The following is a 23,866-nucleotide window of genomic DNA, read 5'->3' as shown; positions in this document are numbered from 1 at the left end:
TCTGCTTGAGGAAAGCTCCTAGAAACTAGGCACCAACGCGGAAACGTGCGAAACCGGTAGCGGTTGCGCCAGCCTCAGAGAGTGCCTGTGCCACAGACTTCTTGGTGTCTTTTGCGAAGTCCTGGTCAAGCAGGGTGTTCTCTTTGAAGAAGCCCTTGAGACGACCCTCAACGATCTTATCCAGAATCTTCTCGGGCTTGCCCTCAGCGATTGCGGTCTCACGTGCAACACGCTTCTCAGCTTCAACCTGGTCAGCCGGGATAGATTCAGAGTCCAGGTACTTGGGGCTCATCGCTGCGATGTGGACTGCGACGTCATGCGCAATTTCATCAACGTTATTACCGGAAACAGCAAGCAGAACACCAACCTGTGCGGGCAGGTCCTTAGAGGTCTTGTGCAGGTAAACTGCCACGTTCTCGCCTTCAACGCGTGCTACGCGGCGCACCACGACCTTCTCACCCAGCAGGGCGGCAGCATCGGTGGTGAGCTCTTCAACGGTCTTACCCTCGAAGGATGCGGCCTGCAGCTCTTCCAGAGTGGATGCGTTAGCCGCGATAGCAGCCTCCAGCACGTTACGCCCGAAGGTGATGAAGGGTTCGGACTTAGCCACGAAGTCGGTTTCAGAATTGACCTCAACCATGTAACCAACGCCGTTTTCTACGCGAGCTGCAACCAAACCTTCAGCGGTTGCACGACCTTCACGCTTGGTGACGCCCTTCAGACCCTTCACACGGATAATCTCCATTGCTTTCTGCTGGTCGCCGTTAGCCTCATCGAGAGCTTTCTTGACGTCGAGCATACCTGCGCCGGTCTTCTCACGCAGTGCCTTGATGTCTGCTGCAGTGTAGTTCGCCATGTGAACTCCTCTTTTTCCTTAATTTAAGATGTAGGCGTGATAACGCCCATGAGCTATGAGCGGACGGCACCTTACCCGCCACAGGGTAGGTACCGTCCGTACTGCTTTTCCCATCGTGGAAAAGCTAAAGCCTACTTAGCTTCAGCCGCCTGAGCTGCCTCGTGCTGCTCTAGCAGTTCGCGCTCCCACGCAGCCATAGGCTCTTCAGCAGCCTCTGCCTTACCGGTCTTCTTAGCATTACGCTCAATGAGACCTGCAGCAACAGCGTCTGCCACCACACGGGTGAGCAGGTTGACGGAACGGATCGCATCGTCGTTACCAGGGATGGGGAATGCAACTTCGTCAGGGTCACAGTTGGTGTCAAGAATAGCTACCACGGGGATGCCCAGCTTCTGAGCCTCGTTAACCGCCAGGTGCTCCTTCTTGGTATCAACAACCCAGACGAGGGAGGGAACCTTGCTCAGGTTACGGATACCGCCCAGGGTCTTTTCGAGCTTCTCAAACTCGCGGCGCATCAAGAGCAGTTCCTTCTTGGTGTAACGAGAACCTGCGACATCGTCAAAGTCGATCTGCTCAAGTTCCTTCATACGCTCAATGCTCTTAGCAATGGTGGAGAAGTTGGTGAGCATACCACCAAGCCAGCGGTGGTTAACGTAAGGCATATTCACGCGGGTAGCCTGCTCAGCAATAACTTCCTGTGCCTGCTTCTTGGTACCCACAAACAGAATGTTGCCGCCGTGTGCAACGGTGGATTTAACAGCCTCAAAAGCCTTATCGATGAATTCGAGGGACTGCTGCAGGTCGATGATGTAAATGCCGTTGCGTTCGGTGAGGATGAAACGCTTCATCTTGGGGTTCCAACGGCGGGTCTGGTGACCGAAGTGAACGCCGGAATCCAGCATCTCACGCATAGTTACGACGGGCATGTCGTCTCCTTTATATCAGGGTGCCGCGCTGACCTCCCATCTCGGGCTAGCCACACGCGCGCATAGTAGTTATCGGTTTATCCTAGTGGCGATTAGACATTCGGGTTGCCCCGTGTCTCAAGCCCTGACCGCTTGTTCTAAGCGGACCGAAGGTCTTTTATCACCTGGTATTTAGGTTCCAGGTGCTCACGCCACGCGTCGTCAGCGAGCCTTTCCGTTACCAGGCTAGGCACACTGCAATAGAAAATTGTACCTGATATTTGGGTCTTAAGTCTTTAGTACCGTGAGCTTTTCGCCCGGATAAGCGTGGTTTTTGTAAAAATTGTTGCTACCACCTCACTTGAACCCGTAGAATCACGAGTCTTCATATTTTGGAGGTTTATGAAAAACGCTGAACCGTCTCACCTGTTTTTCACGAAAACGCTAAATACCGTCTGTGGATATCGAATAAAAATGTCCCGAAAGGGTAAGTTTTCCACAGTACAGCCTTGTACATATCTTTATGCGTCTTCGACTGTGGTGTGCTCGAAGAATGATATGTGATTGGTTGGGGGCGTGGATGCACCGCGCGGGTCTGGCGGCACAGGCACGTATTTTTACGATGTCCAGACAACACTTTATATCTGCACTGTGGCGTACTCCCCTGTTTCTTCTAGCATGCTGGCGCTCAGGGCATCCTATAAAAGTCTGGGTGCCTTCTCCAATATTCTTGCGGGTTTTAACGATCCAGATCATAGTCCTTACCGTGGCATTATCTTTAGGCTTCGGGCCACACGTCAGCGGTATAAAGTACCGACACGGTCCCCTCCAGATCATGCACACTTCTGCGCGTTCATGGATTTCACCTATATCTGGAAAACCTCATGTCATTCATGCCTTTATCAAGCCCAGTCAGCGGTGGTCGGCAGGGCATCGCGGAGTCGATCTTGAGGCAACAGAACAGGACCAAGTACGCGCTCCGGCGCCTGGAACCATAGTTTTCTCGGGAACTGTCGTCGATCGACAGGTAGTAGTCATTGAGCATCCGAACGGGTATAGGTCGAGTTTCGAGCCTGTCACCGATCCTCTGCCAGTCGGTACTCACGTTCAGGCGGGGCAGGTTATCGCTCGGGTGGATGCGCATCCCGCAAAACCTCGGTGCTCTACCACATGCCTTTACTGGAGCGTTCGGCGCGGCGGCGACCACAAGAACGGAAGCGGCAAAAACGCAGAATATATTAACCCTATGCTTCTGTTGGGACCAGCAGAACCGACTATACTACTTCCCGTTGACGAGAGTTTCAAAGCCTGAAATATTACCTATATGTCGTGAGCCCCGCATCGTGTACGATGCGGGGCTCACTGTGTGCCTGACCAACCGGTCTCTGCTTTGCTATACGTTATGGCACGGCACTACTGCAAAAAGTCCTGATCACTATCACCCGAAACGGGTTTCTGCTGTGACTTTGCAGCGTGCTTCGGGGGAGGAGCCTGTTGGGCGGGCAGCGGAATAGTACCGTCCGTTTCAGCCGCATAGGAGCTTCCGGACGAGAACGCAACGGTCGGCGAATCGTCGCCGTAATTGAGAACATCCGAGTCTGAAGCTGTGTAGGCTGCTGTCGGCTGCACCGCTTGCTGTGCAGCTCGGCGTTCGCGTGCCTTCTGGCTTGCGCGACGAATGCGCTTGCGGAAGATGAAGAGCACCAACAGAATCAGCAGAAGCAGACCGAGCAAAATAGCATCCACCACAAAGTCCGTCATGGTAAACCCATGCGCTGGAATGGTGAGGGATGAGGTATTGACATAACCCTCCGAGCTATTAACCGTAACGTTACGCCCGTCGCCAGAGAGATGTGAATCTTGGCGACCAAACATAGAGTTGCTTCCCTGCAGAGCATCGGTTTTAACCGAGCTCATGATGGGGAGCTCAAACTTAAAATCGTAGTTTTTGGGCTGTAGCTGACCAAAACGCTCCTGCAGGTTAAACTTGGGCGAAACCGTATAGTCTGCCCCGAAAAGATTAACCCCGCCAGGATGATGAATCGTCATTTCAGAACCGGGTAGGTAAGTACCAATACGGGTATTGAATTCCGCAGAATCTTTGCCTCGTATCTTTGCTGAATATATCGTATTATCGCCGTCAGTACGTTCCTCAAATGTCGCTTGAGCCTCATCAGACCCTTGAACGAAAGATTTAAGGGCATCCCCAGCCTGCGCGACATCAGAACTCTTAAAAGCAAGTTCAAACTTCGCTTCAACAGAACCGTCCATACCCAGCGCAGAATTCACGTTTAGGCTTTCAGGCTGAATCGTGCGCGAATTCTTTAGGTTGACTTTTATTACCCTATCCGACGCGGATGCGCTTGAGCTTGAGCTATTCGACGAACCGTAGTCCTGGTCAAAATTTTTACCGTCGTCAGAGAAGCTAAACTTCACCCCGTAGTTGGTTCCCGGTGAACACACACGGCTGCAATCAACTGAACCTGTTACATGCTCAATGATCTTCGCCCCAGAAGAATCAGTTTTAACTTCTTGGGAACTTTCTAACGCGGTCTCTTGAGTACCCAGAATTTTCTGAAGTTTAGCATTGAGATCCTCGAAAGAATCGGCAGTAAATTTTAGGTTGCGACCGCTTTCATCTTTACCAGATTGCGTGGACGGTAGGCTCCGGTAAGACTTTTTGGCGATTTCTTCGTCAATACCTTTAGTAAGCTCAGCTCCCTCAGGTTTCACCGAGTTAAGATAAGCGTCTACAGCACTTACCCGGTCAGGTACCATGATCTCTTTTGCGAGAAAGACAATCTTGGCGTTATATTTACCGTCCTTCTTATCGACCGCAATCACAACTTCATCAAACCCATTATCTTTGAGGTCTTTAGCTTGAACCTCGTTGGAGGACTCTGTTGTTTTAATTTCGCGACCTTCAAAGGTAACGCTGTTTTTCCCGCTGGACTGCAGGACGTTGTCTTTGCGTTTTGCTTCGACCAAGCCGTCTGTTACAAGTGCTTCGGGGAGCCACTTGATAAGGTCCTGCGAGGTGAAGTTTTCGGAAACTTCAACGCCCTGAACCAAGCCGTCTTTGCTGTTGCTAATCAGAATCTGAGGTTCTTTGTCAAAACTCGAAGCTCTCAAAATAGCGGAGACTTTAGTGCGGTACTCATCTACGCTATTAAAATTCACTTTGAAGGTGGCCTGAGCGTTATCACCTTCGGTTCGAATGCCCTCGTAATCAAGTTCTTGAGGTTTGTGTTTCTTAATCGAAGCATCAAGAGCGTTAACGTCACCCTTGAGGTAATCTTTATTATCTTTCAAGCTGAAAGACACTGTAATGGTGCGGGAGCCCTTCTCTGAATTTTCAAGCCCAAGATTTGTCTCAACTTTTGCACCACAGGCAGACATAATGAGCGCTAGAACCGCCAGAAAGACGGCAAGGAACCCAAGTCTTCCTTGCCGTCTTGACGAGCGCTGCTGTAGTAGCTGGCTCATCTTACAATGCTCCTAGAGGCTTGATGCCAGGGGGTTAGGCATCATCTGGAACGCAATGTTGTATACAATGAGGGCCACAAGAACCCATGCAGTTGTAAGAAGAGCGTGCATTAACACAGGAGATTTCTCAAAACGACCCAGGCGATTCAGCCCCAGGTAGATAAGAGACTCACCGATCACAATCGAGAACGCAAAGATTGCTACCAGAAGATATATCGTCAGGGTGGGGTTCTCTGCAAAGTTCTTCCCATTTGTACCCATCGTGAGAAGAACAAAGAGGTAGAGCAGAAGATAGGAGCCAACCAAGGGAAGAGCCGCAACACCTGCCGCGCTCATGCAGTCGTTGAAACTCGACTGAACTTTTCCGATACGAGCGGTCAGCATGAGCTGCAAGCCGCGCAGAACGTGAATCGCAAAAATTGCGACAAAGAAAATCAGAAAAATCATGACGGTCTGCCCAAAGTTTCCTCCCTGAGAGGAGCTCCCCCGGCTGCCGTAGAATGATCCGCGGAACATGTAGAAAAGCCCAAGAAGACCGCTGACCAGCTGCGTAATGACCAAAGAGCCTGCGAAGGACTGTGCTGCTACAGCGATAATCCATCCCCAAGGTTGGCTGTCCTGCAGTCTTTTATGTGCGTCGCCCGGCTGGCTCTTAAAGACATCAAGGAAGCTGCCCCAAACATTCTTGAGAGCTTCAGCGAAAGGGTTTGGCACTGCCGGTGCTGCTGGCTGGGCGAAACCAGCATGTGGGTCTCCCTGAGGCTGTGCAGGGTTTTGCGGGTTAAACCCGTTCGGCTGGGGAATCTGCTGGTTCGGAGCACCCGGAACCGGGTTTCCAAACTGATTAGGATCCTGCTGGTATTGTCCGCCCTGCTCCTGGGGAGGTACAGACTGGTGCATATTAGGGTTCCCATACGGTTGAGCGGGGTTGGGATTCTGGTACCCGTCATTGCCATAGCCTTGAGGATGTTGTGGCTGACCTTGACCGGACTGCGGAATATTCTCACTCATCATCTGATCCTTATCTCGGATTTTCCTATGCAACAAGCCGATATACACTCGGGACGTTGCTTCAAGAAACCAGATAAGTCTGAAGATCTCGTGGCTAAGCCTTATTCCAGGAAGAAGGCGCTGGAGCAACAGTACTCCGTGTGTTTATCGGCGATGTCTCGCGTGTGCATGCGAGGTTACTTTTTACCCTACCTTAAATCTCGCCTTTACTCACGATAATTCGTCATATCTTCAGAAAATAAGGTATTTATTCTTCTTCTAATTTCTTCACGCGACGAGTCACCACGATGGGGATAGAGATCAGCACTACGATGAGCAGGGATGCTACGACAATCCCAGCAATCATAATTGGCCTATAGTTGCGGGGGGCCTTCTGCATATGAATTTCCATTGTGGCGGTGTTAATACCCTTGGCGCGCACATGAATTGCCCCATCGGACTGATCTACAACAGTATTAGCAGGAGGATTTACAACTGCCATACCGTCCGGCGCCACCACAATATATTCACTGTCGCCACTGAATCTATCGGTGACTTTAGCATCCGCAACGAGCTTGGCACGCAACGTCAGCTGATCGTTCTCACCCTTCTCAAGACTTACCTCGCTGCCGGGCATATAGTTGTTGAGCAAACGTTGGAAATCTTGAACTTTGATATTGCTGATCCGGGTAGTAAAGGTACGCCCTATACCCTGCTCATTACGCTCCATATTATGTTCACCGGTCTTTGTATTGGAGGCACCAAAGATCTCATTAATACTCCGGCTAAAAAGCATTGCGTCGAGCGGGCTAAAGGTATATTGGAAGCTCGCACTCAAAGAAGACTCGGAGCTGATGTAGAAAGTGCTTGAAAATTTCTCAGGAACCACTCGGCGGCTCATCGTATAGCTAACAACCGAAGATGTACCAGAATCGTATTTTGCTGCCTCGTTGACGCTGTACAGAGCTTCGTCGCCGCTCTTACCCCAGGATGCGGGCGCCGCCACAAGCCCCAATGGCGGGGATGACATGCTCGCATCACAAATACCGGCACAATCAATATGCACATTTGCGGTTGATAAAAGCTCTTGATTTTCTCCTGTGGACTCGCTGAAAGAGATGGAATTATTCTTGGTTCCGAGAAGCTGTTCGAGGTCTCTATTAACCTGGTCGATGCTATTCGCAGTAAATGTTACGTGCCGACCCTGCGCTTCTTTCGGGATAAGAGCATCTTTACCCACAAAATACGGCTGATACGAATGAATATCGGACTCTACCTTTTGGTTATCAACTTTGACGGCCTCCAGATAGGTATCTAGGTCTTGAAGCTCGCTTTGCCCAATCTCACCTTTAAAATCTCCGAGAAGCAAGTGCCCCTCAAAGGTACCGTCTTCCTTGAGCTGAAGCACAAAAATAAGATTGCGAACATGAGGCGAAGGAACATCCTGCTGATCTGCGCTAGCCGCTGTCAGGAAGGCCGAGCCGTGATCGTATGTAGGCCCCGGCGCAAGAACGGGTGCCGCCACGCCAAGAACAGAGGCGAGGGTAAACGCGGTGGCAAAACGCAGAAAGCGGCGCTCATATAAACCGTGTAGCGCTCTCATGCAGGATTTATCGGTGGTCATTATTCCTCTTTTGAGTGAGCCGGAGTCTCTAGCAGGGGTTCCGAGAGAAAATGGTGCTTTTAAAAAGTAGCTGGCAAACACTTTATCTCTCAAATGTTCGTATCTAATGTAGCGTGTTTATGCTCTCTGTTCTAACTCGCGTAACTCGAACCCCGATATAAAGCGAAAAGACCCCGCTCGGCGACATGTAATAAATGAGTCATACCGAGCGGGGTCTGTAGGGAGTGTGGGACTTGAACCCACGACCAAAGGATTATGAGTCCTCTGCTCTAACCGGCTGAGCTAACTCCCCTAGAGGCTTAGCGCGTAAGCCACGTCTCTAGAGTACCTGAGGGGTACAGTTTTGGCGAATCTTAGACACACCTTATTTTTCAGAACGTTGGGCAAGAAAACGCTCATAGGGGGCATCCGATACATATAATTCCTCAAAAATGCGCCAGGTATTCTCCGCACTATGGAATTCCACAATACGGCGGCTCTCACGCCCCATCTGCTCGCGTTCAGCGGCAGGTAGACGAAGAATTGCTGTAAGTTTATCCGCCAAATCCTGCGGATTATTAGGCTCAAAGAGGTATCCGTTAACGCCTTCTTCCACGAGATGTGGAAGCGCTAGGGCGTTTGCCAAGACTACGGGGGTGGATGCGCTCATAGCCTCCAAGGAGACAAGCGACTGCAGCTCTGCGGTCCCAGGCTGACAGAAAATATCCGCCCTCTGGTAAACACCCGGCAGTTCTTCGTCCGGAACAAACCCACGGAACGTTACTCGGTTTTCAACACCGCATTCGCGTACCTTCTGTTCGAGGGTTTCACGAAGCTCGCCGCCTCCAGCGATATCAAGGCGAACGTGGTCAAGGTCTTCGGGGAGAAGAGAGAGCGCCTCAATAAGCACATCTACGTGCTTCTCTTCAGCAAGACGACCCACGAAGGTTACACGCAGTTCGCCGGGTGCTTTGCCCAAATCTGCGCCCTCAGCAAGTTCGTAGTCGCTGATTTCAATGCCGTTAGAAACGGGCATAACGGGGCGAGTAAATCTTCCAAGATCTCGCATCGCATCGGCGCCGATCTGAGTCGGAGTTGTCACCACCGCCGCATATTTGAAAAGACGGCGCATATCCGCCCAAGTAATGTGCGCATACACCTTTTTGATTGGTTCCGGGAACGGCAGGAATGGGTCCAAGTTTGCGGGCATAAAGTGGTTGGTGGCGATAACTCGAATTCCACGCTTATGTGCCTGCTTCAGTAATGCGCGCCCGATAATGTAGTGGCACTGCACATGAATAACATCAGGTTTAACTTCGTCAAGGATACGACCCACCTCGGCGTGGATTTCCCAGGGAATACAGATGCGGTTGGTTTCATGAGTGGGAGGCAAATGCGAACGCAGACGGTGTTCGACGATGCCGCCCTCTACGACAGTTCGGTAGCTAGGTCCACGGCTGGGATTTGCGGCAACCACGTGTACTTCGTGCCCGCGCTTGAGCATAGAGGTCGCTAGGCGGTGCCCAAATTGTGCCGCGCCGTTCACATCGGGGGGATAGGTCTCAGCACCGATCAGGATCTTCTTTGCCTGCTGCATCGCCTGTTCTCCTTGGTCTGACTTCTCAGGTGTATGGGGTGTTCTTCATTATTTTATCGGGTGTTATCGCGTTCCTCAGCATAGAGAGGCCTTGGAGTTCTCTGAGAGTCTCTCCAAAAACCCTCAAAAAATGGCCCGCCACCGCGAAGGTGACGGGCCAATAATACGGAGTTTGTGGTGCAGATACTTGCGTTAGCGTCGCACAATCTTTCGGAGGAAGAGTACGACTGCAGAGAGTGATGCGCCCAGAGCTGCGAAGGACTTCCACCGAGCCTTAACAACCTCAGGCTTGGATGCGTTACTGACCATGTTGCGCCCAACGGTAGCCGCGCTGCTGGGCGCGTTCTGCACACTGGTCTTTGCAGAGTCTACGGTTGATTGGGTGAAGGATTGAGCACTCTGTGCGTACTTCTGCATGTCATCGCGCAAAGCTGCAAGGTGTGCGCGACGTTCTTTAGTGCGCTGCTGAATCTGCTCAATGGTGAGCGGCTTGGGTTCTTCTTCGCCGCGTGCCTTACGTTCTTCAGCTTCTTGGCGTGCCTTCTCTGCTGCGGCCTCACGCTCTGCCTGCTTGCGCGCTGCCCGTTCAGCCTGCTCTTGTTTCAAACGGGAGGCTGTCATTGCGCTGCCTTCACGAAGCACGCCGAGATCAAAGAGAACGCCGAAGATTGCCGATTCGGGAGCAAAGGGCAGCTGGGCTTTAACTTTTTTATATCCGATAAGCCCTAAAATGGCGAGAATAATGAGGAAGACGCCTGCCCAAATCAGCGCTGAGGCCCATAAAGGTACAAGCTGTCCAAGGAGGAAGATAAGCAGACCGATAATAGCGATGACCATGAAGCACGCAAAAACAGCTGCGACGGCGAGGAACGCTGCACCTTTGCCAAGAGCGACGCCTTTGGTCTTAAGCTCGTGCTTTGCAATCTGGACTTCGTCTTTGACCTGGTTAATACCTAGGGTTTTAAGTACCTTAGCGGCATCAAAGAGACCCGCGATACTTGACTTAATCCCTGCAATGCCTGCTCGTATGCCTTGGGGATTAGTGTTTGTGGTCATGCCCACCTCTCCGTGATTGTTCTGTGTGGAGCTTCTGTTTAGCACCCCACGGTTATTATTCTAGCTCTATTCTTACCGCAGGTGTGTTGTTACACAGCCGCCCCAGCGATCACACCAACCAAACCGTATGGTTTTTCTGCTCCCATCAAATCTTCAGAAGGCGGCAGTACACGGTTTTATGGTGCGTAGGGTATCTTTCGCATTTTACCGTGTGCTGTGTAATTTCTCGAAAACTTTTATGCGTATGCATTCATATAGTGTTCGAGACAGAGATGTTTGATGCGCGAGATGGTTCTTGTGTGAGGGTATTTAGAGACCCCAGCGTTGAGAAAATATGGAGCGGGTTACTGGCAAAATCCAGTCACCCTATGAGAAAAGCCTCGGAGCTTTACTCTGAGGCTTTTAAATGCTCCCCCGACTGGACTCGAAATAGACGAAGCCCGATAGGAAGCGCCCCAGCGCTTTCGCAGGGCGAAGTGGGTTACTGGTTCCAGTCAACATATAGAGAAAGGACCTCTGGTGTAACCTGAGGCCCTTTAATAAGCTCCCCCGACTGGACTCGAACCAGTAACCCTTCGATTAACAGTCGAATGCTCTGCCAATTGAGCTACGGGGGATTATCCCGTTACGGCGTTTATCCGCAACGAGTAATAACTATACCGGCTGTTTGTTGCCTCCGCAACTTAGGGTATAGTGATGTACCTTACTAGTTTTTTGTGAGTGTTCTGCGGCGCATTTCAAGCTCTAAAAGCTCTCGTTGCACGTGCGCATACTCTTCACCGTCAGAGGCCGAACTGAGCTGCTCCAGACGCATCATGAGGTCGGATTTCTGTCGGGTGATCTGGTGGATAAAGAGGCTGTTGAGAGTACCCTCAATAAACCTGGGGAGGTGCTCTTCGTGGGCTATGGGCAGCGCCGCTACACTCAGTTCGGCGATCGCGGGGTGTACCTCGGCGATAGTACCAGAACGCACTACGTTGAGCCATTCAACCCCGGCGGCAGGCGCTACCGTGGAGGCCGCGTGTATGATGCCTCGAGAAATTTCACGGTGCATACGGTAGCGGAATTCTACGCGGGCGAATTCCTGCCACTGGGATACGCTCATCAAATGAGGATGCTGCAGGGCGATTTCAAGTGCGGCCTTTTCCAAACGCGCCACGGGATCGGCAGGGTCGGGGGCGAGTATTGGCTCTCCCCCGCCGGTATTTGCCACGCTAGTATCGCTGTGAGTGTCTGGCATAGTATTTCCGGGGTTCGAGGGCCTTTCTGTCTGAGGCGCAGGGTTTCCGGCAGATGCGTTCCACGGTTGAGCTGAGTAGTTCTGCAGATCCTGCTGACCATATCCAGGTACCTGCTCGTACCGGGGCGTTTGGGGCTGCTGAGCCACCGGTTCGTACCGCTTTTTCTGCTGCGGATGGCGCTGGGCGTAGGCGACCGCACGCTGTATTTCCTCAAGTTCCATACCGAGCTGTCCAGAGACTTTACGCATATAGGCCGGGCGCAGGTCGCGGTCCCTGATCCCGGCGATAATGGGCGCGATGGCGCGCATCGCCAGCACACGCCCCTCTAGGGTGGTCAGGTCGAAGCGTTTGAGGGTTGTGTCGATGACGAATTCGAAGAGCGGACGGCGAGAGGCGATAAGGGATCGTACCGCCGCATCGCCCCTGTGCAGGCGAAGATCGCACGGATCCATACCTTCTTGGGCGACCGCCACGTATGTTTGTGCCACGAAACGCTGATCCTCTTCAAACGCTGCGAGCGCGGCTTTCTGTCCCGCGGCATCGCCATCGAAAGTAAAGATAATTTCTCCGCCGGAGCCGTCATCGGTGATCATGCGGCGTACCACTTTAATGTGCCCTGCACCGAAGGCGGTGCCGCAGGTTGCTACGGCGGTTTTGATGCCTGCCAGATGTGCCGCCATAACATCGGTATAGCCTTCGACGATGACGACCTGTTTGGTTTTGGTCATCTCACGTTTGGCGAGGTCGATGCCGTAAAGCACTTGCGATTTTTTGTATAGCGGCGTTTCGGGGGTGTTGAGATATTTGGGGCCTTGGTCGTCGTCGAAGAGACGGCGTGCCCCGAATCCGATGGTTTCGCCCGCTACGGTGCGGATAGGCCAGATGATGCGCCCACGAAAACGGTCGTAGAGGCCGCGGTTTCCCTCAGAGAACATACCGGTAGCGCGCAGTTCCTCGTCGGTAAATCCTTGGGAACGCAGATGTTTGAGCAGATTGTCCCAGCCGCGGGGGGCGTATCCGACCCCGAAGGTTTTGGTGGCGACTGGGTCGAACCCGCGAGCGCCAAGAAAGCGTTGTGCTTCCCCTGCGTTCGCTGAGTAGAGGCTGCGTTCAAAAAACTCTGCGGCGATTTTGTGGGCGTCGAGAAGTCGGCGGCGCAGGCTTGCTTCGTACCTGTCTCGCGGGTTTCCGCCTTCATAGTGCAGGGTGTAGCCGATACGCGCCGCTAAGCGTTCAACGGTTTCGGTAAACCCGGTGTGTTCCATCGCCATGACGAAGGAGTAGACGTCACCGGATTCGCCGCATCCAAAGCAGTGGTAGGTGCCCATTTGCGGACGCACATTGAAGGAGGGCGTGCGTTCGTCGTGGAACGGGCACAGCCCTTTATACGCGCCGATACCTGCACCTTTGAGGGTTACGTATCCCTCAACGATTTCGCGGATATCGGTACGGGCGCGTACTTCATCAATGTCTTCTTTGCGGATTAGTCCAGCCATCGTCTCATTTCTGCTGCACCGTGCTGTAATAGCAGTTTTAGAAGGTATTTCATGCCCGTCTATGCACGGGGTCTCTGTCTTGTCTTTGCCGCGTGGAAGACTAGGCTACCACAAGGGCTTCTCCCCCAGCATCCAGGGGGTTCCGTTGATGCGGGTGTAAAGTGCAACCGCCGACCTGTCGGTTAGGGATGCCACTTGATCAATGACGAGGCGCAGGCGTGCGTCGTCGTCATGAGTCCCCAGCTGCGCGTAGTCCGTTCTGAAGATGCTGTCGATGTACTGAGGGTATGCACGCTGGGAATCTTCGTATAGTGCTTCGACTAGGATACCCAGTATTTCGTGCTGGTGTTCGTAATGGGGTTGGGCGTCGCGCACCGTCATAACGAATGCGGTTGCGATCCCCTTCATGACAGCGATTTCGTCTCGGGTATCTTCCGGTACGATCAGTTCGGCGCTATAGCGGGTTAGCGGGGCGTTTCGCCCGTAACGTTCGCGGGTCGCCTCCACGGCGCTCCAGGCGAAACGACCGATAAGTTTACTAGTAAGTCCCTTGAACTGTGCTAAGGAGGCGCGCGAACCGGTCATGCACGGAACCCACCGGTTCAGGGTCTCTAGGCGGCAAAGCGCTGAGTCCAGCTGTTCGTCGGTGGCATCTGGAAGATACCATTGGCGGGTCATGTTAAAGACGGCCTGCCGATGCTTCGCCTCGCGCAGCTGTTCCAACTGCACATGCCCGCCGAAGACTGCATCTTCAACGTCGTGCACCGAGTATGAAATATCATCGGCAAGGTCCATAACCTGCGCTTCCAGGCATTTGCGCTGGGACTCTACCCCGGCGTCGTGTGCGCCCTCACGGAACCATTCGAAGACCGGCAGGTCATCCTCGTAAACACCGAATTTGTGGGTTTGGGTGCCGTCTGCGCGGCGTGGTGCGTCTGTGCGTGTCCACGGGTATTTGCAGGTGGCGTCCAGGGATGCTCGTGTCAGGTTCAGACCCGCAGATACGTCATGTTCGGCGATCACTTTCGGTTCAAGGCGGCTGAGCAGCCTAAGGGTTTGGGCGTTGCCCTCGAACCCGCCCATATGGGCGGCGAGCTTGTTCAGAGCACGTTCACCGTTATGTCCAAAGGGCGGATGCCCCAGGTCATGAGAGAGGCAAGCAGTATCAACTACGTCTGGATCGCATCCGAGCATCCGGCCCACTTCGCGCCCGACCTGGGCGACTTCAAGGGAATGAGTGAGACGGGTACGCACGAAATCGTCCGTATCCGGGTTCATGACCTGGGTTTTAGCGCCTAGACGCCGCAGCGCAGAGGAGTGAAGCACACGGGCACGATCGCGTTCAAAGGGGGTGCGATCCCGGAACGGATGTATTTCGGGCACCCAGCGTTCCGAATCGTCGGGGGTGTACCCTGCGGGCAGGTTCCATTCCCAACGTTCCTGCCCTTCTTCGGCAATGCGAGTCATCGCTCCTCCGTTCCTGCTCCCGGTGCGTCTGGCACCTTGTCTACTACTTATATAAGCACTATTTCGCCTAGACGCAATGTTTTTATCAGACTACGATAAACTCCGACCGATTATCCGCCCGAGATATCGAGTTCCGCCTCCACGAGTCCAAGCCTTTCAGCATCCCCTAAAATACGGGAGTTAAGCCACCCATCCGGCAGATGCGGCTTCTTCGGGCTCCCGGCCCGGCCGCGCGAACCTTCAACCGCGGCCCCCGGATACCCGATACTGTGATCAAGCTGCCCCAGCAGTTCGCGGAAAGTCGCTAAATCAGGTACGGTCGCCATCTTGGCACGCAGCTCGCCGCCCACCGGGTAGCCCTTGAAATACCAGGCAACATGTTTACGGATCTCACGCAGACCCTTGTACTCATCCGCAAAAGTCTCAACAAGCAGCTCGGCATGCCGGTAAATCATTGCGGCAACCTCACTCAGAGTAGGTCGGATACGCTCGGTACTACCCTCAAAAGCATTCTGCAGATCGCCAAAAAGCCACGGGCGCCCTTGGCAGCCGCGCCCAATCACCACGCCGTCCACACCGGTCTGTTCGACCATGCGCACGGCATCTTCGGCGGCAAAAATATCGCCGTTGCCTAAGATGGGAACGTCTGGAATCGCCTCGCGAAGCTGCGCGATGGAGTCCCAATCCGCTGTTCCCGAATAGTGCTGGGCAGCGGTGCGCCCATGCAGGGCTATGGCGGCGACACCCGCATCCCGGGCGATCTTAGCGGATTCAAGGAACGTGATGTGGTCATCATCAATACCTTTACGCATCTTGATGGTCAGGGGAATATCGTTGCGCGAAGCCTCTTTGACCGCCGTATGCACAATCGCAGTAAAGAGATCGGTTTTCCACGGAAGCGCCGCGCCGCCGCCGCGTTTTGTGACTTTCGGCGCCGGGCACCCAAAGTTCAAGTCGATATGATCCGCACGGTCTTCCTCCACGACCAGCCGAATAGCCTTACCCACGTTAACCGCGTCTACCCCGTAGATCTGGATGGAGCGAATCTGCTCATCCGCATCGTGTTCGATAATGCGCATCGACTCGGGTTTGCGTTCCACGAGGGCGCGCGCCGTCACCATCTCGGTCACATATAATCCACCGCCGTACTCGCGGCACAGACGACGGAACGCCTTATTCGTAACACCCGCCATCGGGGCGAGCACCACGGGCGTTTCAACAGTCAGTTTACCGAGGTTCAGCGGCGGTAATTTCAGGTGGGAGGCTTCAGAATTCACCTCTATATTGTGGCATACACACGCAAATCGGCACGGATGCACATACCCCGGTTCACGACAGGCGCACTGGGCAGGGTGCCATACGGCTATCGTGCCCTCATGGTGCGGTTTTTCTGCGGCATAGTCGGTGCCTTAATCTTTAGGAAGCGGAACCCGGATAATCGCTTGCGTAAATATAGGTTGGGTCACCTTCCACGCTCGCGGTTCCAGCACGCAGAAGAACATCGGTCACCTCTACGAGAGCGGTCATCGAATCGTCTACCTCAACCAACACCGGGTACTGCGCCGTCAACAGCGAAAGAAGCTGCATAATAGCCTCGACCGCGCCTTCGTTCTGCATGTCATATCCGAGCAAAACCTCAGTCGCAGTATTCTCATCGACCAGCGCGGCGGCAGGGTCAGTCTCAAAAGGATGATAACTCACCGCAAAGGCAATGATTTCGCCTTTCTTCCCCTCTTTCTCAGCCTGCTGAATGTTATCGCGCAGTACCAACGCCCCGAAGGCGCGCGCCTCATCTGAGAGGAAATACCGGTTTACGGTCCCTAACCCGACCTCGGCGGGAACATCCCAATCATGCGAATCGCGGTAGAACTCCCAGAGCTTCGAGGTCAGCTCAACCGAGCCGGTCGCCAAATCCTCAATTGCCTGAGTGGGTTTGTCGTTCTCATCCTCACGCAGGGGCACTGGCGGAATCGCACCCGCGTCAATATGAACCAGACGCGAGCGCTGAATCATTTTCATGCCCTTCGCTTGGGCAAATTCCTCGCCGGTGCTAAATGGTGCCAGCTTCACTCGGACGTTCGGAACCTGCCCATTTTCGGCGGCGATCTCACGCAACCGGTCTAAAAGCTCGGTACCCAGCCCGGCGCGGCGGTGCCCTTCGGCCACTTCGATATACGCCCACAGCCGCTGGGGGTGCAGCAGCGATGCGGTCACGACGCCGGCGGCGATTGGCACGCCCGCATCGGTGACTACGAGGGTTCGACTGAAGGGGGCATCCGAGGCCTCTCCGAACGATGTGCGCTGCAGCGCCTCCTGCTCGCTTCGCGGATCTCCCCACACCTGCAGAAGCTCTAAATCGTCGCCTTCGCGCCATGGACGAAACTCGTAGGTGTTCATGGGATGCCTTTCTTCCACAGGATGCGCGGGTTTCACCGCGAGGATAGGGTTCTCACTATTGTACGTATCGGCTAGGTTCTGCACCAGATCCTAGTGACTAAGTGAAAATACCGGCGGGGCTCTCTGTTGCAGAGAACCCCGCCCATGTACATATTGAAAAGAATCTATATGGCCAGACGCGCCGCCAGGTATGCCTTCACCTGATCGAGCGCCACGCGCTCCTGACTCATGGTGTCGCGCTCGCGGATGGTGACCGCCTGATCCTCTAAAGTATCGAAGTCTACGGTAATGCAGAACGGGGTGCCGATTTCGTCTTGGCGGCGGTAGCGGCGGCCGATAGCTCCCGCTTCGTCGTAGTCGATGTTCCAGGCACCGCACAGGTCGGCTGCCAGCTTGTGGGCGGGCTCGGAGAGTTCGGGTTTCTTCGACAGGGGCAGAACGGCAGCCTTCACCGGTGCCAGGCGCGGATCGAGTTTGAGCACCACGCGCTTATCGACGCCGCCCTTAGTATTCGGGGCTTCATCCTCAACGTAAGCATCGACGAGGAACGCCATCATGGAGCGTGTCAGGCCGAATGAAGGCTCAATGACGTAGGGCACGTAACGTTCGCCGCTGGCCTGATCAAAGTATTCGAGCTTCGCGTTCGAGTGTTCATTGTGCACGCCCAGGTCGTAATCGGTGCGGTTCGCCACACCCATGAGTTCGCCCCATTCGCCGCCTTGGAAACCAAAACGGTACTCAATGTCGATGGTGCCCGCTGAGTAGTGCGCGCGGTCGTCCTCAGGAACATCGAACTGGCGCATGTTCTCAGGGTTAATGCCCAAGTCAACGAACCAGTTCCAGCAGTCTTCAACCCATGCGTCAAAGTGCTTATCTGCTTCATCGGGGTGAACGAAGTATTCGATCTCCATCTGCTCGAATTCGCGGGTGCGGAAGATGAAGTTGCCGGGGGTGATCTCGTTGCGGAACGCCTTACCGATCTGCCCGATACCGAAGGGCGGACGTTTACGGGCCGCAGTCACCACATTGTTGAAGTTTACGAAGATGCCCTGCGCGGTTTCGGGGCGCAGAAAGTGCAGCCCTTCCTCGTTATCGACAGGCCCCAGGTAGGTTTTCAACAGGCCTGAGAAGTTCTGCGGTTCGGTCCATTCGCCGCGGGTGCCGCAGTTCGGGCAGACAACCTCACCCATATTTTCGGGTGCACGCCCCTTTTTAGCTTCGAAAGCCTCAATCAGGTGGTCTTGGCGCTGACGCCTGTGGCACGAGAGGCATTCCACCAGCGGGTCCATAAAGGTTGCCACGTGCCCGGATGCTTCCCACACCGGGCGAGGCAGGATTACCGAAGAGTCCAGCCCGACCATATCCGCGCGTGAACGCACGAAACGCTGCCACCACTGCTGACGGATGTTTTCTTTCAGTTCCACGCCAAGGGGACCGTAATCCCATGCGGAGCGGGAACCGCCGTAGATTTCACCCGCCTGGAAGACGAAGCCGCGGCGCTTAGCGAGCGCAATAACATTGTCGAGAGTGGACTTTTCTGCCATGTTTACTCCTTTATGCCCCGCCACCGGCTGTGGCGTGCGTGAGTTCAGTGTTCTTCCGCGCGCGGTAAGCGCCGGGATATACGGTCACAAGTACAAGATACTAGGGTATCATTGCGTACCCGTCTTGCCGTGTAGTTTCTGGGCGCCGATACACTGGTGACATGGAGAAAATCTATATTCGTGACGAAATGATTCGTCTGGGACAGTTTTTGAAGCTGGCTAATCTGGTCGAAGACGGTGCACAGGCACGCGAAGTAATCCAGCATGGGCTGGTAAAGGTCAATGGGCAGATTGAGGAGGCACGGGGCAAACAGCTGCATCCGGGCGACACGGTGAGCTTCAACGGGGTAAGTGCGCAGGTGGCTCGGGACTAGGTTTTCTGTCCTTTCCCCTCCCGCAATAACGCATCTTGGGTTGTATAACGCACCTTCCGGCGGTGCGTTATACAACCCAAGATGCGTTATTCAGGTTCTTTTAGTCGGCAGATTCTTGCTCTGACACCCCAGCATTACCCGCTGCATCCGCTACCTTCTCATCACGGATGCGCGGCGCATGCCCCAGCACCTTCACGTCGATGAACTCGCCCACATGGCGGATTTCCAGGGCGCTTACCCCGTGCCCGGCGCCCGCATACAGAACTTTGATGCCATCGGTATATGCGCGAATCCACTCGTAGGTGTAATCCACGAAGGGCTGCGGAATAATAGGGTCTTCCTGGTCCCTGCCGAAGAAAACGGGCAGCCCGGTGGCTTTGAGCTCGTCATCCTTGAAATAAGGAGAGTCCGATTCGACCGCGTATCCGGAGAGCCCCACCAGTGCGGCAAATTTTCCTGGGCGATGCCGCACCATAGAAGTTGCCACCGCCATGCCTTGCGAGAACCCCACCAGCGAGACTGAAGCGTAGTGTGGTTCTTGCTGTTCGACCCACTCCAGCACGTAGTCGCTGGCCTGTTCTATGGTCCGCACATCCGCATTGAGCTGTTGATCCAGTGGGTACCACTGGTAACCTATGGCCTCGGCGGGAATGTGGGCACCGGTTGCGTCCGCCGAAAACTGGGTGCCTACCGGCTGCGGGGCGCGCATTCCCGCATAGGTGATACCCTCCTGCGGCAGATGTTCAGCTAGCGACAGCAGGTCTTTCTCATGCGAACCGTACCCATGCAGCAGAAGCACCAGGTGGGTTCCGGCGCGTTCATCCTCGGGTCGGGAATATTCGACAATGTACGTATTTTCACTCATATCTTCATCTTACCGAGGAGCCTGCCATAAACAACCGAAATAGATTTCCGCTCAAGGCTTGACCCTCACCCAACGTCAGGATCTACAGTAAAAACATGGACGCGAACACTACACCAGATGGCGGGCAGCACGAGTACACCGTAGGAGAGGCTGCATCCCTGCACGGGCTGACCGTGCGCACGCTTCACCACTGGGAACAGCGGGGTCTGATCAGCCCCGCGCACGATGAGCTCAACGGATACCGCTACTACAGTGATGCCGATCTTGAGCGCATCACCGTCATTATGGGGTATCGCGCCATTGGCATGAGCCTTGAAGCCATTCGCAGCGTACTGCAGGACGAAGCGAACAGCACCGAGCATCTACTCGCCCAGCGAGATATGCTCCAGCGCAAAATGGCCGTCTATGAGCGCATGCTAACAACACTAGATCAACTTTTGGAGGATGCAATGGCACCTAAGAACGAACAGCTCACCGCTGCAGAAAAAGCAGAAATTATGGGAGACGGGTTCAGCCCCGCACGTGAGCAAGAAGCGCAGGAGCGTTACGGGCACACCGACGATTGGGCTGAATACCAACGCCGTACTGCGGCCATGAGCCGCACCGACTGGGTGAAGGGCAAGCAGGAGCTTGACACGGTTGAGCAAGCCCTCGTCGAGGCTTTCACTCGTGGCGTGCAGCCAGGCAGTGAGGAAGCGAATGCGCTTGCCGAGCGGCACCGCGCCTCACTTTTCTTCTTCGAGGTAACCCCCGCCAAACACGCAATTCTGGCACGCGGTTATGTTGAGGACGCCCGTTTCAACGAGCACTACGAGAAGCTCGCTGCGGGACTGGCTGTCTGGCTGCGGGACATCATCTACGAGAATGCCCGCGCCCACGGTCTTGACCCCGAGAATGTGACCTGGTGCTAACCTCGTCCATTCACAAATATCGGTACCGTACACAAAGCCTTGTGGGGACTTATTTCACGCCGAAATATAGTCCTCACAAGGCTTTTATGTACGGTTTCTATGTTCGGATATATAAAAACGAAAGCTAGTTCTGTTTTTGTGTTTCAAGAGGCGAACCGAAAAGAGCAGCTATATCTTGAAAGGATTTTCCTTCATCGACAGCGCGCTCTCGCTCGGGAACCGGGACTCCGAGAGCCTTAGCGAGAATCGCCTCCAACTGGCGGGATTCGACTAAGAAACCGTCATGTCCGTGGTCGGATTCGATAATATCGACCTTTACGGGAACCGGCAGCGCCTCCGCCAGACGGTACGATTCATGCGGGAAAAACAGGCGATCGGTGCTTACGGCGGCGATAGTCCACTTACAATCGCTGAGGGCAAGCGCATGCGAGAGGCTGCCGCGCCCGCGTGCAACATCGTGCGAGATTAGCGCCTCATTCACGGCAAGGTAGCTATTGGCATCGAAACGCTCAACGAGCTTATCACCATGGTGGTCCAGGTAGCTTTCGACCGCATATCGTCCGCGGTTCTCACCAATGGACCCGCCGTCGGTGGATTCGCCGCGGTTTGCCTGCCGCCCAAAGCGATGCTCCAACTCGGCTGGGCTGCGGTAGGTGGTGTGGGCTATGCGCCTCGCCAGCGCGAGCCCGGCCGTGGGTGCCGATCCCCCATAATAATCGCCGGAAGCAAAATTGGCATCAGCACGGATGGCGAGGTTCTGGGTGTGAGCCCAGGAAATCTGTTCGGCAGTGGCGGCGGGGCCGGCGGCGATGACCGCGCATCCACGTACCAGCTCGGGGAAGGTTGCCGCCCATTCGATAGCGCGTGCCCCGCCGAGCGATCCTCCGATTACATGGTGAAAACTCTTAATCCCCAACCGGGCGATAAGTTCGGCTTCGGCTCGTACCGAGTCGCGAATAGTGACGTGAGGAAAGCGTGACCCCCAGGGTTTCCCGGCACCCGGGTACCCCTCGGGTACGATACTTGCCGGACCGGTCGAGCCGTAGCATCCACCCAAGATATTGGGGGCTATCACAAAATACTTGGTAGTATCGACCACCGCACCCGGCCCCACAATACCTTCCCACCAACCATCACTTTCGACCGCACGGATACTGGGTGCAGGCATATCTGATGTGGGAATCCCTCGCGAAACATGGGTGTCGCCGGTGAGGGCGTGCAGAATAAGAATCGCGTTGTCCCCAGCTTCGTTAAGAGTCCCCCACGTCTCGTAGCTAATGTTCACCTGTGGAAGCACGGTACCGTTTTCGAGGGTGAAATCACCGATCGCCATCTGCCGCAGGTACCCCTGAGCGCTGGGATACTGCAGCTGCGACAGATAGGTGGCGTGTACGGTATTTTCCGTCATGTTTTCTCCTGGGTAACCGGTAGTTTTGGTAATGGCAGGCGAGAAACCGATACCGCGACCGGGCACTTACTGTGCAGCCCGGTCGCGACGGTGCAGGTTAGGCGTTCAGAGTCGCAAAACCCAATTCTAGGTCTGCGATAATATCGTCAATATTCTCGATCCCTACGGCGAGGCGCACAAAGTTTTTGCTCACCCCAATTGCCTCTAGCTCTTCCTCGGAAAGCTGCGAGTGGGTGGTGGATGCGGGATGAATAACAAGCGAACGTACATCGCCGATATTCGCCACATTGGAATGCAGCTGCAGAGCATCCACAAAGGTGCGAGTCTGTTCCAGGTCGGCGTCTTTGAGGGTGAATCCCACGACGGCGCCCGGCCCCTTCGGCAGGTACTTCTGGGCTCGCTCGTACCAGGGCGAGGAAGGCAGACCGGCCCAGATCACCTGATCGACCAGCGGATGCTCCTCCAACCAGTTTGCGACCTTGGTCGCGTTCTCGATATGGCGTTCGATGCGCAGGGAAAGAGTCTCCAGACCGATACCAATGTTGAAGGCGTTGGTTGGAGAGATCGCCGCCCCGGTGTCGCGCAGAAGCGAAACCCGCGCCTTGAGAATATAGGAAAGGTTCGCACCAAAAGCGGAGTCTTTGCCCAAGTCACGGGCATAAACTAGACCGTGGTAACCGGGGGCAGGTTCGTTGAACTTGGGGAACTTTTCGGGATTGGCTCCATAGTCGAAATTCCCGGAGTCCACGATAACGCCGCCGATTGAGGTGCCGTGCCCACCCAGATATTTTGTGGCGGAATGGATTACAACATCCGCACCAAATTCGATGGGGCGCACCAGATATGGGGTGGGAACAGTGTTATCAACGATTAGGGGAACGCCATTGTCGTGGGCGATCTGGGCGATAGGCTCGATGTCGAGCACATCATTCCGGGGGTTAGGTACGGTTTCTCCGTAGAAGAGTTTCGTGTTGGGGCGAACCGCATCGCGCCATTGCTGCAGGTCGTCCGGGTTTTCAACAAACGTAGTTTCAACGCCGAGGTCGGCAAGCGTGTATTTAAGTAGGTTGTAGGTTCCCCCATAAATCGATGGGGAAGCCACGATATGGTCGCCCGCGCCCGCAATATTAAGAATCGCATAGGTAATAGCCGCTTGGCCTGAGGCCAGCAAAAGCGCCCCTACTCCCCCTTCAAGGGATGCGATGCGGTTTTCGATAACCTCTTGGGTGGGGTTGTTCAGACGGGTATAGATAGGCCCAAGCTCTGTGAGAGCAAAACGGTTAGCGGCCTGTTCTGCGTTCTCGAAAACGAACGAGGTGGTCTGGTAGATAGGTAACGCCCGAGCTCCCGTTGCAGCATCCGGTGCCTGCCCCGCGTGAATCTGGCGGGTTTCAAATTTCCAACCGGCGGGATTGGCGGGAGTCGGGACTGTAGTGTTGCTCATGCGAAGCTCCTTGTAATAGTTCAGGGGGCCGCATGCCGATTTCGGTACAGAGTTCTTAGGCTTTCTTCTCTGCAAACGAAAAAACGATGTACCAGAATCGGGCACATCGGTCCCGCGCTTGCGTTGTACTTTGTGTTCAACGCCTGGTCCTCACCCAGGGCACCCCACCGCGGAGGAGGGTTGCCGGCCAGCTAGCTGGGGCTTATCACTGGCTCTCATGACCTGC

General features: G+C 54.6%; 18 protein-coding genes, 2 tRNA genes and 1 riboswitch. Of the genes, 3 read left to right on the top strand and 17 right to left on the bottom strand.

Annotated features, from left to right (window positions below):
- Positions 1 to 25: 25 nt before the first annotated feature.
- Entirely contained in the window at positions 26 to 856 is an 831-nt protein-coding gene (tsf, locus tag HMPREF2609_RS02540) for a translation elongation factor Ts (protein ID WP_004006226.1), read from the bottom strand.
- Between the two features lie 131 nt (positions 857 to 987).
- The gene (rpsB, locus tag HMPREF2609_RS02535) at positions 988 to 1,782 is read right to left on the bottom strand and encodes a 30S ribosomal protein S2 (protein WP_004006225.1); all 795 of its coding nucleotides are present in this window, start codon (positions 1,780 to 1,782) and stop codon (positions 988 to 990) included.
- 814 nt (positions 1,783 to 2,596) lie between these two features.
- Between rpsB and HMPREF2609_RS02530 the strand changes: the two genes are divergently transcribed.
- Positions 2,597 to 3,073, top strand: coding sequence for a murein hydrolase activator EnvC family protein (locus tag HMPREF2609_RS02530; protein ID WP_239661874.1), 477 nt, complete (start codon positions 2,597 to 2,599; stop codon positions 3,071 to 3,073).
- A gap of 101 nt (positions 3,074 to 3,174) precedes the next feature.
- On the opposite strand, the gene HMPREF2609_RS02525 is transcribed toward HMPREF2609_RS02530, so the two are convergent.
- The 12 genes from HMPREF2609_RS02525 to HMPREF2609_RS02470 all read right to left on the bottom strand — a co-directional run bounded on the left by HMPREF2609_RS02525 (position 3,175) and on the right by HMPREF2609_RS02470 (position 18,638).
- Positions 3,175 to 5,247, bottom strand: coding sequence for a hypothetical protein (locus HMPREF2609_RS02525; RefSeq protein WP_048753048.1), 2,073 nt, complete (start codon positions 5,245 to 5,247; stop codon positions 3,175 to 3,177).
- A gap of 12 nt (positions 5,248 to 5,259) precedes the next feature.
- Positions 5,260 to 6,258: a Yip1 family protein gene (locus tag HMPREF2609_RS02520; RefSeq protein ID WP_246825543.1), complete on the bottom strand. Its 999-nt coding sequence runs from the start codon at positions 6,256 to 6,258 to the stop codon at positions 5,260 to 5,262.
- A 247-nt stretch (positions 6,259 to 6,505) separates the two neighbouring features.
- Positions 6,506 to 7,861, bottom strand: a complete 1,356-nt coding sequence (locus HMPREF2609_RS02515) for a hypothetical protein (protein ID WP_048755105.1) — start codon at positions 7,859 to 7,861, stop codon at positions 6,506 to 6,508.
- A 218-nt stretch (positions 7,862 to 8,079) separates the two neighbouring features.
- A tRNA-Ile gene (locus tag HMPREF2609_RS02510) sits at positions 8,080 to 8,153 on the bottom strand.
- 72 nt (positions 8,154 to 8,225) lie between these two features.
- On the bottom strand, positions 8,226 to 9,437 hold the full coding sequence (locus HMPREF2609_RS02505) for a glycosyltransferase (protein ID WP_048753046.1): 1,212 nt from the start codon (positions 9,435 to 9,437) through the stop codon (positions 8,226 to 8,228).
- 192 nt (positions 9,438 to 9,629) lie between these two features.
- Positions 9,630 to 10,493 (bottom strand): phage holin family protein, encoded by an 864-nt coding sequence (locus HMPREF2609_RS02500; RefSeq protein WP_048753045.1) that lies wholly within the window; start codon positions 10,491 to 10,493, stop codon positions 9,630 to 9,632.
- A 544-nt stretch (positions 10,494 to 11,037) separates the two neighbouring features.
- A tRNA-Asn gene (locus HMPREF2609_RS02495) sits at positions 11,038 to 11,110 on the bottom strand.
- A gap of 89 nt (positions 11,111 to 11,199) precedes the next feature.
- Entirely contained in the window at positions 11,200 to 13,230 is a 2,031-nt protein-coding gene (dnaG, locus tag HMPREF2609_RS02490; protein ID WP_070534892.1) for a DNA primase, read from the bottom strand.
- A 105-nt stretch (positions 13,231 to 13,335) separates the two neighbouring features.
- The gene (locus HMPREF2609_RS02485) at positions 13,336 to 14,697 is read right to left on the bottom strand and encodes a deoxyguanosinetriphosphate triphosphohydrolase (protein ID WP_070534890.1); all 1,362 of its coding nucleotides are present in this window, start codon (positions 14,695 to 14,697) and stop codon (positions 13,336 to 13,338) included.
- Positions 14,698 to 14,807: 110 nt separating this feature from the next.
- Positions 14,808 to 15,974 (bottom strand): tRNA dihydrouridine synthase DusB, encoded by a 1,167-nt coding sequence (dusB, locus tag HMPREF2609_RS02480; RefSeq protein ID WP_070449133.1) that lies wholly within the window; start codon positions 15,972 to 15,974, stop codon positions 14,808 to 14,810.
- A gap of 139 nt (positions 15,975 to 16,113) precedes the next feature.
- Complete coding sequence (locus tag HMPREF2609_RS02475) at positions 16,114 to 17,178, bottom strand: GNAT family N-acetyltransferase (protein WP_070534888.1); 1,065 nt, start codon at positions 17,176 to 17,178, stop codon at positions 16,114 to 16,116.
- Between the two features lie 80 nt (positions 17,179 to 17,258).
- Entirely contained in the window at positions 17,259 to 18,638 is a 1,380-nt protein-coding gene (locus tag HMPREF2609_RS02470) for a glycine--tRNA ligase (RefSeq protein ID WP_070534885.1), read from the bottom strand.
- 161 nt (positions 18,639 to 18,799) lie between these two features.
- On the opposite strand from HMPREF2609_RS02470, the gene HMPREF2609_RS02465 reads away from it, so the two are divergent.
- A complete protein-coding gene (locus tag HMPREF2609_RS02465; RefSeq protein ID WP_048755111.1) occupies positions 18,800 to 19,012 on the top strand; it encodes an RNA-binding S4 domain-containing protein in 213 nt (70 codons plus the stop codon).
- A gap of 100 nt (positions 19,013 to 19,112) precedes the next feature.
- Here HMPREF2609_RS02465 and HMPREF2609_RS02460 read toward each other — a convergent pair whose 3' ends face one another.
- Entirely contained in the window at positions 19,113 to 19,877 is a 765-nt protein-coding gene (locus HMPREF2609_RS02460) for an alpha/beta hydrolase (RefSeq protein WP_048755112.1), read from the bottom strand.
- A 95-nt stretch (positions 19,878 to 19,972) separates the two neighbouring features.
- Here HMPREF2609_RS02460 and HMPREF2609_RS02455 point away from each other — a divergent pair, with 95 nt between their 5' ends.
- Positions 19,973 to 20,788: a MerR family transcriptional regulator gene (locus tag HMPREF2609_RS02455; protein ID WP_070534883.1), complete on the top strand. Its 816-nt coding sequence runs from the start codon at positions 19,973 to 19,975 to the stop codon at positions 20,786 to 20,788.
- Between the two features lie 124 nt (positions 20,789 to 20,912).
- On the opposite strand, the gene HMPREF2609_RS02450 is transcribed toward HMPREF2609_RS02455, so the two are convergent.
- Both HMPREF2609_RS02450 and HMPREF2609_RS02445 read right to left on the bottom strand, forming a co-directional pair.
- Positions 20,913 to 22,196 (bottom strand): homoserine O-acetyltransferase MetX, encoded by a 1,284-nt coding sequence (locus tag HMPREF2609_RS02450; protein WP_070534881.1) that lies wholly within the window; start codon positions 22,194 to 22,196, stop codon positions 20,913 to 20,915.
- Between the two features lie 97 nt (positions 22,197 to 22,293).
- Entirely contained in the window at positions 22,294 to 23,640 is a 1,347-nt protein-coding gene (locus HMPREF2609_RS02445) for a bifunctional o-acetylhomoserine/o-acetylserine sulfhydrylase (RefSeq protein ID WP_070534879.1), read from the bottom strand.
- Positions 23,641 to 23,749: 109 nt separating this feature from the next.
- A riboswitch (SAM riboswitch) is annotated at positions 23,750 to 23,863 on the bottom strand.
- Positions 23,864 to 23,866 lie beyond the last annotated feature (3 nt).

The organism is Rothia sp. HMSC058E10 (genome assembly GCF_001809415.1).
Classification (GTDB): Bacteria; Actinomycetota; Actinomycetes; order Actinomycetales; family Micrococcaceae; genus Rothia; species Rothia dentocariosa.
The sequence above is the reverse complement of the archived record's forward strand: the minus strand, read 5'-3'. Positions and strand labels throughout refer to the sequence as shown.